Below are 12,847 nucleotides of genomic sequence, written 5' to 3'. Positions count from 1 at the left end.
AGATATGCATATATCTGTCGCCCAATGCGGTGAACTCTACTACGCGAGACCGTATTCGGGCGGCCCGGAAGGAGTAAGGAGGAGCCCATGCAGAACGGGCCGGCAGTGCGCCGCCGCAAACTGGGCGCCGAACTGCGCACGCTGCGTACCGGTGCTGGGCTCACGAGCGGTGAGGCGGCCCGGCTGGTCGGCTGGCACCAGTCGAAGATCAGCCGTATCGAGACCGGTGCCAGCGGCGTGAAACCAGTCGATGTGCGGTTACTTCTCGACGCCTACGAGGTAGGGGACGCGCAACTGCGCGAATTGCTGCTGATGCTGGCGGGCTCCGACGACACGGGCGACCGGCACCGCTGGTGGCACGCCTACCGCGGGGTGCTGCCGCCCACGTACCGGGACTTCATCAGCCTGGAGTCGCAGGCGAGCACGATGCGCACCCTGGAGACCACGGTCGTACCCGGCCTGCTGCAGACGCCGGAGTACGCCCGCGCGGTGACCCGGGCGGCCGTGACGGACCTGCCCGAGGAAGGCCTGGACACACTGGTGGAGGTGCGGCTGGCCAGACAGGACGTGCTCCGCGCCGACCCCCCGCTGGTGCTGAGCGCGGTGCTGGACGAGGCGGTGCTGCGGCGCGAGATCGGCGGCCCCGAGGTGATGGCCCGGCAGCTGGAGCGGCTGATGGAGGCGGCGCGACTGCCCCAAGTCCGGCTCCAGGTACTGCCGTTCGGCGCCGGAGCGCATGTCGGCCTCACTGGACCTTTCGTTATCTTCTCATTTCCGAGCACTTCTGATCTGGACGTGGTTGTTCTCGACCAGTTGACGAGTAGCCTCTACCTGGAGCGGAAAGAAGACCTCATGGCCTATGCGGAGGCCTTCGACACCCTTCGGATGCACGCTCTCTCACCCGAGGACACGTTGGACTACATCGCCGGGATAGGTGACGGCGCGTAAGGAGGCACCATGTCAGCTCTGCCTCGGAACGTCCCTGCCAGTACCGACCTGCACGACGTGCGCTGGCTGCGCAGCAGCCACAGCACGGGAGCCAACAACTGCGTGGAGACGGCCCGGCCGCGCTCCGGCCCCGGAGCCGGACTGCTCGCCGTGCGCGACTCGAAGAACCCGGCCGGACCCGCGCTGCTCTTCTCCGCCGAGAGCTGGGCCGGTTTCCTCAGCACCCTCTGACTCAGCACTCTCTGATCAGAAGCAATCGCAACCGATCGCTCCTAACCACCCAAGGGTGAAGCACGGCCGTGTCACGCCGACTCATGGTCGCGTTTCGCCGATCACCCGTACAGCGCGTTCGATCTCGGCCCCGGACAGGTCCGCGCGGGCGGTCAGCCGCAGCCGTGAGATGCCGTCGGGCACGGAAGGAGGACGGAAACAGCCCACGGCCAGCCCCGCGGTACGGCAGTCGGCCGCCCAGCGCACCGCCTGCTCCGGGGACGGAGCCCGCACGGAGACCACCGCGGCGTCCGGACGCACCGCTGCCAGGCCCGCGGCGGTCAGCCGTGCGTGCAGGTCCGCGGCCACCGCACGGGCACGCGCCGCGCGCTGCGGTTCGCGGACGAGCAGCCGCAGCGCCGCGAGCGCCGACCCGGCCGCCGCCGGGGCCAGGCCCGTGTCGAAGATGAAGGTCCGGGCCGCGTTGACCAGATGGTCGATCACCCGCGCCGGACCGAGCACCACCCCGCCCTGACTGCCGAGCGACTTGGACAGGGTGGCCGTGACCACCACGTCCGAGGCACCCGCCAGACCGGCCGCGTACGGCGCGCCCCGGCCGCCGTCGCCCAGCACCCCGAGCCCGTGCGCGTCGTCCACGACCAGGCCCGCGCCGTGCTCCCGGCACGCCCCGGCGAGCTCGGCCAGCGGCGCCCGGTCGCCGTCCACCGAGAACACGGTGTCGGACACGACGATCGCCGGCCCCTGGTGCGTGGCCAGGGCCTTGCGCACCGCCTCGGGGTCGGCGTGCCCGACGACCTGGCGCTCACCGCGGGCGAGCCGGCAGCCGTCGATGAGGGAGGCGTGGTTGCCCGCGTCGGAGACGATCAGCGAGCCGTGCGGCCCGAGGGTGGTGACCGCGGCCAGGTTGGCGGCGTAACCGGAGGAGAAGACCAGCGCCGCCTCGAAGCCGCAGAAGTCGGCCAGTTCGCGTTCGAGTTCGGTGTGCAGCTCGGTGGTGCCGGTGACGAGCCGGGAGCCGGTGGACCCGCCGCCCCAGGTCCGGGCGGCCCGGACGGCCCCCTCGGTGACCTCGGGGTGGTGGGCGAGGCCCAGGTAGTCGTTGCTCGCCAGGTCCAGCAGGGCCGAGTCGGCGGGGCGCGGGCGCAGGGTGCGTACCAGTCCGGCGCGGCGGCGCGCCTCGGCCTGCTCGTCGATCCAGCCGAACGCCATGGGTCCTCCGGGGCTTTTGTAGGTAGCGGACAGACCCTAGCGGCACGGGCAGCCGCCCAGGGTGTGGCAATACCCACACGGTGAACCGTCTCCGTTGTGCAAACTCTCCTTGGCCCGAGGCGGTCCCGTAGGACAGGATCAGGCCTCATGGACCTGCTGAACACGCTGGTGGACAAGGGGCTTCGGCGCGAGCTGCCGACCCGCGAGGAAGCGCTCGCCGTTCTGGCCACCTCCGACGACGACCTGCTCGATGTGGTGGCCGCGGCCGGAAAGGTGCGCCGGCACTGGTTCGGGCGACGGGTGAAACTCAACTATCTGGTGAACCTCAAGTCGGGCCTGTGCCCGGAGGACTGCTCCTACTGTTCCCAGCGGCTCGGCTCCAAGGCCGACATCCTGAAGTACACCTGGCTCAAGCCCGACGAGGCCTCACAAGCGGCAGCCGCGGGCCTCGCGGGAGGCGCCAAGCGGGTCTGCCTGGTGGCCAGCGGGCGCGGCCCGACGGACCGCGACGTGGACCGGGTCTCGGACACCATCAAGGCGATCAAGGAGCAGAACGAGGCCGTCGAGGTGTGCGCCTGCCTCGGTCTGCTCTCCGACGGCCAGGCCGAGCGGCTGCGCGAGGCGGGCGCGGACGCCTACAACCACAACCTCAACACGTCCGAGGGGACGTACGCGGGCATCACGACCACGCACACGTACGCCGACCGGGTGGACACGGTGCAGAAGGCGCACGCGGCCGGTCTGTCCGCCTGCTCCGGTCTGATCGCGGGCATGGGCGAGAGCGACGAGGACCTGGTCGACGTCGTCTTCTCGCTGCGCGAACTGGACCCGGACTCGGTGCCGGTGAACTTCCTCATCCCGTTCGAGGGCACCCCGCTGGCCAAGGAGTGGAACCTCACCCCGCAGCGCTGTCTGCGGATCCTCGCGATGGTGCGGTTCGTCTGCCCTGACGTGGAGGTCCGGATCGCGGGCGGCCGCGAGGTCCACCTGCGCACGATGCAGCCGCTCGCGCTGCACCTCGCCAACTCCATCTTCCTCGGCGACTACCTGACCAGCGAGGGCCAGGCCGGCAAGGCCGACCTGGAGATGATCGCGGACGCCGGGTTCGAGGTGGAGGGCGCCGGCGAGGTGACGCTGCCGGAGCACCGGGCCGCGACCACGGTCGGCTGCGGATCGGTCTGCGGCTCGCACGAGGGTGCGCACGAGAGCGGCGACGCGTGCGGCACGGCGGGTGCGTGCGCCACGACGGCCGCGCCGGCCACGCAGGAGCCGCGTACCGACCTCGTCGCCGTTCGCCGCCGGGGCGCCGGGACGGACCTCGCGCCCAATGCCTGAGCTGCCCGGCCTGACCGTGCCCGAGCTGCTGGAGCTGGACCGACGGCATGTGTGGCATCCGTACGGCCCGATGCCCGGACGCGCCGAACCGCTCGTCGTGGAGTCGGCGAGCGGGGTCCGGCTGCGGCTCGCGGACGGCTCGGGCGAGCTGGTGGACGGCATGTCGTCCTGGTGGTCGGCGATCCACGGCTACAACCACCCGGTCCTCAACGAGGCGGCGCACCAGCAGCTCGGGCGGATGAGCCATGTGATGTTCGGCGGGCTGACGCACGAGCCCGCCGTACGGCTCGCGAAGCACCTTGTCGACATGTCACCGAAGGGCCTGGAGCATGTCTTCCTCGCCGACTCCGGTTCGGTGTCGGTCGAGGTCGCGGTCAAGATGTGCCTGCAGTACTGGCGCTCGCTCGGCCGGCCCGGCAAGCAGCGACTGCTGACCTGGCGGGGCGGCTACCACGGCGACACCTGGAACCCGATGTCCGTGTGCGACCCCGAGGGCGGGATGCACGCGCTGTGGTCGGGCGTGCTGCCGCGCCAGGTGTTCGCCGACGCACCGCCGACCGAGTACGAGGAGTCGTACGCCGACCAGCTGCGCGAACTGATCGCCCGCCACGCGGACGAGCTGGCCGCGGTGATCGTGGAGCCGCTGGTGCAGGGCGCGGGCGGGATGCGCTTCCACTCCCCCGCGTATCTCCGGGTGCTGCGCGAGGCATGCGACGCGCACGACGTGCTCCTCGTCTTCGACGAGATCGCCACCGGCTTCGGCCGCACCGGCGCGCTGTTCGCGGCCGAGCACGCGGGCGTCACCCCGGATGTGATGTGCGTGGGCAAGGCGCTGACCGGCGGCTATCTGACGCTGGCCGCCACGCTGTGCACCGCGCGGATCGCCGACGGCATCTCGCGGGGCGAGGTACCGGTGCTCGCGCACGGACCGACGTTCATGGGCAACCCACTGGCTGCGGCCGTGGCCTGCGCGTCGATCGAGCTGCTGCTGGGCCAGGACTGGCGGGCGGAGGTCAAGCGGATCGAGGCGGGCCTGTGGGACGGTCTGTCACCCGCTCGCGACCTGCCCGGCGTCCGTGACGTCCGCGTCCTCGGCGCGATCGGCGTCGTCCAGCTCGACCACGAGGTGGACATGGCCGCGGCCACCCGGGCGGCCGTACGCGAGGGCGTGTGGCTGCGCCCGTTCCGCGACCTGGTCTACACGATGCCGCCGTACGTCACCTCGGACGAGGACGTGGCGAGGATCGCGCGCGCGGTGTGCGCCGCGGCGCGGGAGGGATGACATGCCGGTACTGGTGATCACGGGCACGGGCACGGAGGTCGGCAAGACCGTCACCACCGCCGCCGTCGCCGCCGCGGCGCTCGCGGCCGGGCGTTCGGTGGCCGTGCTGAAGGCCGCGCAGACGGGTGTACGGCCGGACGAGCGCGGGGACGCCGACGAGGTCGCGCGGCTGGCGGGCCCGGTCACGACCGCCGAACTGGCCCGCTACCCCGAGCCGTTGGCGCCGGGCACGGCTGCCCGACGGGCGGGCATGGCCCCCGTCCACCCGCAGGACGTGGCCGACCGGGCGGCCAAGCTGGCCGCCGAGCACGATCTGGTGCTGGTCGAGGGGGCGGGCGGACTGCTCGTCCGCTTCGACGCGGCCGGCGGCACCCTGGCCGACGCAGCGGGACTGCTCGGCGCACCGGTGCTGGTGGTCGCGCAGGCAGGCCTGGGCACGCTCAACACCACCGAGCTGACGGCGCTGGAACTACGGCGCCGGGGCCTGGAGTTGGCCGGCCTGGTGATCGGCAGCTGGCCCGACTCCCCCGACCTCGCCACCCGCTGCAACGTGACGGACCTGCCGGAGGTCGCGGAAGCCCCCCTGCTCGGCGCGATCCCCTCCGGAGCGGGGACCCTCCCACCGGCCCACTTCCGCACAACGGCCCCGACATGGCTGGCACCCCGACTGGACGGGACGTGGAACGCGGAGGCGTTCCGGGTACGCCAGACCCCGTAGCCGAACCCAACACGGGACCCCGGCCAGGCAGGCCCGTAGCCGACGCAACGCCGGACCCCCCGCCCGGCAGACCCGTAGCCCACGAAACACGGCACCCCGCCCGGCAGACCCGTTGCCGACGCAACACGGGGGCCGCCCCGCCCGTCAGACCCGTAGCCCACGAAACACGGCACCCCGCCCGGCAGACCCGTAGCCGACGCAACACGGGGGCCGCCCCGCCCGTCAGACCCGTAGCCGACGCAACGCGGGGCCCCGGCCCGGCAGGCCCGCGGCCGACCCGACCCGGGGCCCCAGGTCCGACAGGCCGCAGCCGACCCGACGCGGGACCCCCAGGTCCGACAGGCCCGTAGCCGACCCGACTCCGGACCCTGGGCCCGACAGGCCCGTAGCCGATGCGACGCCGGACCCCCGGCCCGGCAGACCCGTAGCCGACGCGACGCCGGCCCCCACGGCCCGGCAGGAGCCGTATCCCGGGCGCGGCTTCTGGGACCGGACGGCGCGTGGACCGGGTGCCGTCTCTCCAGCCGACCGAGCCGAGTGACGGGTCCGCCCTCCAGCCGACCGAGTCGGGTGGTGGGTGGGCAAAGGCGGGGTCCAGGGGCGGAGCCCCTGGCGGGGTTCGGGGCGGAGCCCCGTGACGTGCGCTGCAGCGAGGGTGCGAAAAGCGCCATACGGGGGAAACTCCTCCTAGGCCGTCCCCCGGGAGGTTCACCATGCGGCTGCTGTCCGGCTCCGACAAGGTGGCGCAGAGCCCCGTCCACCACCCGCTGTTCGCCCGTTTCTACGCCCGGTACAGCGTGACCGCGGAGACCCGGCTGGGCATGGCCGGCATACGGGAGCGGCTGCTCACCGGGCTGTCCGGACGCGTCATCGAGATCGGCGCGGGCAACGGACTGAACTTCGCGCACTATCCCGGCACCGTCGCGGAGGTCGTCGCGATCGAACCGGAGCCTCTGCTCAGGCAGTTGGCGCTGGAGTCGGCCCTGCGGGCCCAGATCCCGGTCGACGTGGTGCCGGGCGCGGCGGAGGCGCTGCCGGTCAAGAGCGAGGCCTTCGACGCGGCCGTACTGTCCCTCGTGCTGTGCAGCGTGCGGGACGTGCCACGGGCGCTGAGCGAGCTCCGACGGGTGCTCAAACCGGGCGGCCAGGTGCGGTTCTTCGAGCACGGCCAGGGCGGCGGCCCGGCGATGCGGCTGACCCAGCGCACGCTGGACCGGACCCTGTGGCCCACCCTGACCGGCGGCTGCCATCTGGCCCGGCAGCCGGTGGCCGCGCTGCGCGAGGCCGGGTTCGCACTCGGCCCCCAGCGGCAGGTACTCATGCCGGAGAACGGACCGGCGCTGCCGTCGTCGTACTGCACCCTCGGGGTCGCCTGGCGGCCGGACGAGCCGGACACGCGCTGAACACAGGCCCGGCCCGGCAGCTCCGGTTGCGGGTCGGGTCCCGGCGCGACGAACCAGACCTCACAGGCTCCAGCGGCGCAGTTCGCGCGCGATGTCGTCGACGCCCGCCGCGCCCTCCTTCACCAGCCGGGCGAGGTCCCGCACCTGCTCGGGCGTGGTGACCACCTTCACGCCGCTGGTGACCAGGTAGGCGTAGGCGACCGCCGAGGCGAACAGCGCGTTGGACCGCTCCAGCGCCGGCAGGTGGATCAGCAACTGGAGCAGGGAGGCGGCACGGGCGTACGCGTCGTCGTACACGGGCACGCCGAATATCTCGGCTCGATGCCGGGCGACGGCGGCGACCAGCGCGCCCCAGTCGGTGACCTGCGGGTCCCCGGGGGTTCTCTGTTCGGCGAGCATGAGGAGCCAGGGGAGGTCGATGCTGAGCTCGTTCAAGGGATCAGCGGCCGTCCCCGACGCCGGAACCGGTGCCGCGGGTCTCGGTGAACTCCTCGGTGAACACGGACTCGTACTGCTTCATGAAGTCGGCGGCGGCCTCGACGAACGTACGGCCGGCCTCCCCGGCGTCCTGTCTGACCAGCTCTTCGATGTAGCGGTTCACGCTGATACCGCGGGCCAGGGCGCGTTCGCGGGCCGCGCGGGCGGTGCCCTCGTCCACGCGCACGTTCAGCTGAGTCTTCGCCATGCCTCGACGCTAGCGCCGAGACGCTAGCAAAGCAAGGGCGCGCGGGATCGGTGCGCCGGACCGGCTTGTCCCCTACGCTCGCCCGGGACGGGCGGTTCAGGCGACCGGGAGGCAGTCTTGACCACACCTGCTGCGCAGCACGCGCCGGGCGGCGCCGTCGCGGCCCGCGCCCGCGCACTGACCAAGGCGTACGGCTCCGGCGAAACGGCCGTCCTGGCCCTGGACTCGGTGGACGTGGACATCACGCGGGGCCGTTTCACCGCCGTGATGGGGCCGTCGGGGTCCGGGAAGTCCACGCTGATGCACTGTCTGGCGGGGCTCGACACGGTGTCGGCGGGTCAGGTGTGGCTGGGCGACACCGAGATCACCGGGCTGCGGGACCGGGAGCTGACCCGGCTGCGGCGGGACCGGGTCGGGTTCATGTTCCAGTCGTTCAACCTCATCCCGACGCTGACGGCGGCCGAGAACATCACCCTGCCCATGGACATCGCGGGCCGGAAGCCCGACCCGCTGTGGCTGGACCAGGTCATCGACACGCTCGGCCTGCGCGACCGCCTCACGCACCGGCCCGCGCAGCTCTCCGGCGGTCAGCAGCAGCGGGTCGCGTGCGCGCGGGCGCTGGCCTCCCGGCCGGAGCTGATCTTCGCCGACGAGCCGACCGGCAACCTCGACTCGCGGGCCGGTCTGGAGGTGCTGGGCTTTCTGCGCGAGGCGGTGGACGATCTCGGGCAGACGGTGGTCATGGTCACGCACGACCCCGGCGCGGCCGCCCACTCCGATCTGGTGCTGTTCCTGGCCGACGGACGCATCGTGGACGACATGGAACGGCCGACGGCGGACGCCGTACTGGAACGGATGAAGCAGTTCGACGTGGTCCGGGGCCGGCTCGGCGACGACGACACCGTCCGAGAGGACTGACCGGGTGCTCAAGGCGACCCTGAGGAGTTTCCTCGCGCACAAGGGGCGGCTCGCGCTGTCGGCGCTGGCGGTGATCCTGTCCGTGGCGTTCGTCGCGGGCAGCCTGATCTTCTCCGACACCGTCACCCGCACGTTCGACCGGCTGTTCGCCTCCACCGCCGCCGATGTGACGGTCCAGCCGCGACAGCTGGACCTGAGGTCGGCCCGGGTCAGCGGTTCGGTGCAGACGCTGCCTGCCGCGCTGCGGGACCGCGTGGCGGGGGTCGACGGGGTCGCGGCGGCCCGCGCCGAGGTGTCGGTGCAGAACGCCGTCGTGGTCGACGGCCACAACCGGTCCGTCGGCCCGACCACCGGCGCCCCGACCATAGCGATGGCCTGGTACGTCACCCACCGCAGCCCGGTGAAGCTGACCGCCGGCCATGCTCCGCACGGGGCCGGTGAGGCGCTGCTGGACGCCGACACGGCCGGCAAGAAGCACGTACGGATCGGTGACCCGCTGACCGTGCAGGCGCAGCCGGGCACGTTCCGGGTGCGGGTCGTCGGCATCGCCACGTTCACCACCACCAACCCCGGCGCAGCCCTGGTCTTCCTGGATCCGGCGGTGGCGGGCCGCGAACTGCTCGGCTCGGCCGCGAAGGCGACCAGCATCGCGGTGGACGCGGCCAAGGGCGTGTCCGACGCGGAGCTCAAGCATCGGGTGGGCCGGGCGATCGGCACGGGCACCTACGACCTGAAGACCGCGAACGAGCAGGCCAAGTCCGCGGCGGCCAGCCTCGGCACGTTCCTGGACGTGATCAAGTACGTGATGCTGGGCTTCGCCGGTGTCGCCCTCCTCGTCGGCGTGTTCCTCATCGTCAACACCTTCTCCATGCTGATCGCCCAGCGCACCCGGGAACTGGGTCTGCTGCGGGCCCTCGGCGCGGACCGGCGGCAGGTGCGGCGCTCGGTGCTCACGGAGGCGCTGCTGCTCGGCCTGGTCGGTTCCACGCTCGGCCTCGCGGCCGGGATCGGGCTGGCGCTGGGGCTGATCCGGCTGATGAGCGCCTTCGGGATGAACCTGAAGGCCACCGAGATGGTCATCGGCTGGGGCACGCCCCTCGCGGCGTACGTCGTCGGCCTCGGCGTCACGCTCGTGGCCGCCTATCTGCCCGCGCGGCGCGCGGCGGCCGTCTCACCGATGGCGGCGCTGGTGGACGCCGAAGTCGCCGGCGTGGGCAAGCCGTTGAAGGTGCGGGCCGCCGTCGGTGCGGTGGTCGGGGCGGTCGGCGCGGCGGCGCTGGCCGGATGCGCGGCGGCCACCAAGACCGCGCAGGCGGCCTCGCTGCTCGGGCTCGGTGTGGCCCTGACCCTGATCGCGACCGTGGTCGCCGGTCCGCTGCTGGTGCGGCCGGTGATCCGGGTGCTGGGCGCGGCCTTCCCCGCGCTGTTCGGCCCGGTGGGCCGGATGAGCCAGCGCAACGCCCTGCGCAACCCGCGCCGTACGGGCGCCACCGCCGCCGCGCTCATGGTGGGCCTGGCCCTGGTCGGCGGGATGTCGGTGGCGAGCGCCTCGATGTCCGCGTCGTTCGACCGGCAGATCGACAAGACGCTCGGCGCCGACTTCATCGTCCAGAACACCAACTTCACCCCGTTCACCAAGCAGGTGCGGGACACCCTGGCCCGTACCCGTGGCGTCGGGCTCGTCGTGCAGCAGCGGCTCACCCAGGTCGCCGTACGGCTGCCGAACGGCGCCCGGGTCACGACGGCCGCCGCCGCGTACGGCGCCCGGCTCGACGACGTCGTGCACATCACCTACGCACAGGGCGGTTCACGGGCCGCCCTCGCGGACGGGCACCTCGCCATGGACGCCGGCTACGCCCGGGACCACGGCGTGCGCGTCGGCAGCGTCCTCCCGGTCGACTTCCCGGGCGGGGGGCACACCGAGCTGACCGTCGCCGCACTCACCAAACAGGAGTCTGCCGAGGGATTCGGCGCCCAGGGCGGCCTCTACTTCGGCCTCGCCACGCTCGAGAAGTACGCGCCGGGCGCCCAGGACTCCGCCCTCTACGTCAACGCGTCCTCCGGCACCGCACCGAAGGACCTGCGGCCCCGCCTGGAACGGTCGCTCAGGCCGTTCCCGCAGGTCCAGGTGCGCAACCAGACCGACTACAAGCAACTCGTGCACGACCAGATCGCCGTCCTGCTCTACCTGGTGTACGCGCTGCTCGCACTGGCGATCGTCATCGCCGTGCTCGGTGTGGTCAACACCCTCGCGCTGTCGGTGGTGGAGCGCACCCGGGAGATCGGGCTGCTGCGCGCGATCGGGCTGGGGCGCCGGCAGTTGCGCCGGATGATCCGGCTGGAGTCGGTGGTGATCGCGGTGTTCGGCGCGGTCCTCGGGCTGGCGCTGGGGCTCGTGTGGGGCGTGTGCATGCAGCAGGTGCTGGCGCTGCGCGGGCTGACGGCGCTGGCGTTCCCCTGGAGCACGATCGTCGGTGTCGTGATCGGCTCGGCGGTGGTGGGCGTGGTGGCCGCGCTGCTGCCGGCGTTGCGGGCGTCGCGGATGAACGTGCTGGCGGCGATCGCGCACGAGTGATGGAATCGCGACGGTAACCCAAGTCACCTTCCAGCCAGGAGAGTTGATGTCACGTCCGTTCCGCTTCGGGGTCAATCTGCTCACGCCCGCGCCCGCCGCCGAGTGGCGCGCGAAGTGCCGGCGCGCCGAGGAGCTGGGCTACGACGTGATCCTCGTCCCCGATCACCTCGGGATGCCCGCTCCGTTCCCGGCGCTGGTCGCGGCGGCCGAGGCGACGCGACGGCCGCGGCTCGGCACATTCGTGCTCAACGCGGGCTTCTACAACCCGGCCCTGCTGGCTCGTGAGGTGGCGACCACGGACGCGCTCACCGGCGGACGCCTCGAACTCGGCCTGGGCACCGGCTATGTGCCGGCCGAGCACGAGACGGCGGGGCTGCCGTACGGCTCACCGCGCGAGCGGGTGGATCATCTGCGGTGCACGGTCGAGGAACTGGACCGGCTGCTCGGCTCCGAAGCACACGAGCCCCACCCCGTCCAGTCCCGGGTGCCGCTGCTGATCGGCGCCAACGGTGACCGGATGCTGCGGCTGACCGCAGAGCACGCGGACATCGCGGCCTTCACCGGCGCCCGGCCGGGCTCCGCTCCGGGATCGCTGGAACCGCTCAGCGCCGAGGAACTGGACGAGCGGGTGGCGCGCTACCAGGTCCTGGCGCAGGAGCGGGCGGAGGCGGCGGAGCTGAACCTGCTCATCCAGCTCGTGGCGGTCACCGACGATCCGGAGCCCGTACTCAAGCCGCTGCTGGAGCGGCAGTCGCAGCTGGCCCTGGACGCCGCACTGGCCCTGCCCATCGTGCTGGCCGGCCCGCTGGAGGACATCGTGGCGCGGGTGCGGGCCCAGCGCGAGCGGTTCGGTTTCTCCTATCTGACCGTGCTGGAGCCGTACATGGAGGCCTTCGCGCCGGTCATGGAGCGACTGCGTGCCGAGTCCGCATGATGGAAAGTCCCCCCGCGGGACACACACCCGTGATCCGATGACCCCATGACTGATCTGCGTCTGCGCCCCGCGGCCCGCGCCGACCTCGACGCGGTGCTCGCCTTCTGGAAGACGGCCGCCGAGGGCACCAGTATCAGCGACGACCGGGACGGGGTGGAGCGGCTGGTCGACCGTGATCCCGAGGCGCTGATCCTCGCCGAGCAGGGCGGCGAACTGGTGGGCACGGTGATCGCGGGCTTCGACGGCTGGCGCTGCCATCTGTACCGGCTCGCGGTGCATCCGGAGCGGCGCCGGCAGGGCATCGGGTCGGCACTGCTGGCCGCCGCCGAGGAGCGGTTCGTCCGGCTCGGCGGGCGGCGCGCTGACGCGATGGTGCTGGTCCGCAACGAGACGGCCCACCACGCCTGGGGCGCCGCCGGTTTCGGCCCGCAGGAGCAGTGGCGGCGCTGGGTCAAGCCGCTCACCGACTGAGACACAGAGCTTTCTTTGCTCATCCTTTACCATGGAGGGAGCACTCGGCCCTCTGTGAAAGGTTGTGAGCGTCCGCCCATGGGCGAGCCTCCCGGTCCACGCCACCGCGCGTCCCGTCGCGCCCTGTCCGATCATGGG

Annotated in this window: 13 protein-coding genes; 10 read left to right on the top strand and 3 right to left on the bottom strand. The window is 72.4% G+C overall.

Features of this window, described 5'->3' with window-relative positions:
• Positions 1 to 87 precede the first annotated feature (87 nt).
• Both SRB17_RS25960 and SRB17_RS25955 read left to right on the top strand, forming a co-directional pair.
• Entirely contained in the window at positions 88 to 948 is an 861-nt protein-coding gene (locus tag SRB17_RS25960; protein WP_153542571.1) for a helix-turn-helix domain-containing protein, read from the top strand.
• Between the two features lie 9 nt (positions 949 to 957).
• Positions 958 to 1,179 (top strand): DUF397 domain-containing protein, encoded by a 222-nt coding sequence (locus SRB17_RS25955; protein WP_153542570.1) that lies wholly within the window; start codon positions 958 to 960, stop codon positions 1,177 to 1,179.
• 81 nt (positions 1,180 to 1,260) lie between these two features.
• Here the strand turns inward: SRB17_RS25955 and SRB17_RS25950 are convergent, their stop codons facing one another.
• Positions 1,261 to 2,388, bottom strand: coding sequence for an 8-amino-7-oxononanoate synthase (locus tag SRB17_RS25950; protein ID WP_153542569.1), 1,128 nt, complete (start codon positions 2,386 to 2,388; stop codon positions 1,261 to 1,263).
• Between the two features lie 147 nt (positions 2,389 to 2,535).
• Here SRB17_RS25950 and bioB point away from each other — a divergent pair, with 147 nt between their 5' ends.
• The 4 genes from bioB (at position 2,536) to SRB17_RS25930 (ending at position 7,126) form a co-directional block, all read left to right on the top strand.
• Positions 2,536 to 3,723 carry a biotin synthase BioB gene (bioB, locus tag SRB17_RS25945; RefSeq protein ID WP_153542568.1) on the top strand — a complete coding sequence of 396 codons (1,188 nt, stop codon included), beginning with the start codon at positions 2,536 to 2,538 and terminating at the stop codon, positions 3,721 to 3,723.
• The gene (locus tag SRB17_RS25940) at positions 3,716 to 5,005 is read left to right on the top strand and encodes an adenosylmethionine--8-amino-7-oxononanoate transaminase (protein ID WP_153542567.1); all 1,290 of its coding nucleotides are present in this window, start codon (positions 3,716 to 3,718) and stop codon (positions 5,003 to 5,005) included. The genes bioB and SRB17_RS25940 overlap by 8 nt, the downstream gene beginning before the upstream one ends.
• Position 5,006: 1 nt before the next feature.
• A complete protein-coding gene (gene bioD / locus SRB17_RS25935; RefSeq protein ID WP_153542566.1) occupies positions 5,007 to 5,723 on the top strand; it encodes a dethiobiotin synthase in 717 nt (238 codons plus the stop codon).
• A 713-nt stretch (positions 5,724 to 6,436) separates the two neighbouring features.
• Positions 6,437 to 7,126 (top strand): class I SAM-dependent methyltransferase, encoded by a 690-nt coding sequence (locus tag SRB17_RS25930; protein WP_153542565.1) that lies wholly within the window; start codon positions 6,437 to 6,439, stop codon positions 7,124 to 7,126.
• A gap of 60 nt (positions 7,127 to 7,186) precedes the next feature.
• Here the strand turns inward: SRB17_RS25930 and SRB17_RS25925 are convergent, their stop codons facing one another.
• Positions 7,187 to 7,561 carry a fic family toxin-antitoxin system, toxin component gene (locus tag SRB17_RS25925; RefSeq protein WP_153542564.1) on the bottom strand — a complete coding sequence of 125 codons (375 nt, stop codon included), beginning with the start codon at positions 7,559 to 7,561 and terminating at the stop codon, positions 7,187 to 7,189.
• A gap of 4 nt (positions 7,562 to 7,565) precedes the next feature.
• The gene (locus SRB17_RS25920; RefSeq protein WP_153542563.1) at positions 7,566 to 7,811 is read right to left on the bottom strand and encodes a toxin-antitoxin system HicB family antitoxin; all 246 of its coding nucleotides are present in this window, start codon (positions 7,809 to 7,811) and stop codon (positions 7,566 to 7,568) included.
• A 117-nt stretch (positions 7,812 to 7,928) separates the two neighbouring features.
• On the opposite strand from SRB17_RS25920, the gene SRB17_RS25915 reads away from it, so the two are divergent.
• From SRB17_RS25915 to SRB17_RS25900, 4 genes are read left to right on the top strand one after another with little or no spacing between them, the layout of a single operon-like run.
• The gene (locus SRB17_RS25915) at positions 7,929 to 8,729 is read left to right on the top strand and encodes an ABC transporter ATP-binding protein (protein WP_153542562.1); all 801 of its coding nucleotides are present in this window, start codon (positions 7,929 to 7,931) and stop codon (positions 8,727 to 8,729) included.
• A 4-nt stretch (positions 8,730 to 8,733) separates the two neighbouring features.
• Positions 8,734 to 11,304 (top strand): ABC transporter permease, encoded by a 2,571-nt coding sequence (locus SRB17_RS25910; protein WP_323376245.1) that lies wholly within the window; start codon positions 8,734 to 8,736, stop codon positions 11,302 to 11,304.
• Between the two features lie 46 nt (positions 11,305 to 11,350).
• Positions 11,351 to 12,238 (top strand): LLM class F420-dependent oxidoreductase, encoded by an 888-nt coding sequence (locus tag SRB17_RS25905; RefSeq protein WP_153542561.1) that lies wholly within the window; start codon positions 11,351 to 11,353, stop codon positions 12,236 to 12,238.
• Between the two features lie 45 nt (positions 12,239 to 12,283).
• Positions 12,284 to 12,709 (top strand): GNAT family N-acetyltransferase, encoded by a 426-nt coding sequence (locus SRB17_RS25900; protein WP_153542560.1) that lies wholly within the window; start codon positions 12,284 to 12,286, stop codon positions 12,707 to 12,709.
• Positions 12,710 to 12,847: the final 138 nt, after the last annotated feature.

Source organism: Streptomyces sp. RB17 (assembly GCF_009604455.1).
In the GTDB taxonomy this organism is placed as follows: Bacteria; Actinomycetota; Actinomycetes; order Streptomycetales; family Streptomycetaceae; genus Streptomyces.
This window is presented reverse-complemented; position numbering and strand designations above follow the sequence as displayed.

Excerpts from the sequence above, each read along its gene's own strand:
- SRB17_RS25960 (WP_153542571.1), top strand. The coding sequence starts at position 88 with ATGCAGAACGGGCCGGCAGTGCGCCGCCGCAAACTGGGCGCCGAACTG.
- SRB17_RS25955 (WP_153542570.1), top strand. The coding sequence starts at position 958 with ATGTCAGCTCTGCCTCGGAACGTCCCTGCCAGTACCGACCTGCACGAC.
- SRB17_RS25950 (WP_153542569.1), bottom strand. The coding sequence starts at position 2,388 with ATGGCGTTCGGCTGGATCGACGAGCAGGCCGAGGCGCGCCGCCGCGCC.
- bioB (WP_153542568.1), top strand. The coding sequence starts at position 2,536 with ATGGACCTGCTGAACACGCTGGTGGACAAGGGGCTTCGGCGCGAGCTG.
- SRB17_RS25940 (WP_153542567.1), top strand. The coding sequence starts at position 3,716 with ATGCCTGAGCTGCCCGGCCTGACCGTGCCCGAGCTGCTGGAGCTGGAC.
- bioD (WP_153542566.1), top strand. The coding sequence starts at position 5,007 with ATGCCGGTACTGGTGATCACGGGCACGGGCACGGAGGTCGGCAAGACC.
- SRB17_RS25930 (WP_153542565.1), top strand. The coding sequence starts at position 6,437 with ATGCGGCTGCTGTCCGGCTCCGACAAGGTGGCGCAGAGCCCCGTCCAC.
- SRB17_RS25920 (WP_153542563.1), bottom strand. The coding sequence starts at position 7,811 with ATGGCGAAGACTCAGCTGAACGTGCGCGTGGACGAGGGCACCGCCCGC.
- SRB17_RS25905 (WP_153542561.1), top strand. The coding sequence starts at position 11,351 with ATGTCACGTCCGTTCCGCTTCGGGGTCAATCTGCTCACGCCCGCGCCC.
- SRB17_RS25900 (WP_153542560.1), top strand. The coding sequence starts at position 12,284 with ATGACTGATCTGCGTCTGCGCCCCGCGGCCCGCGCCGACCTCGACGCG.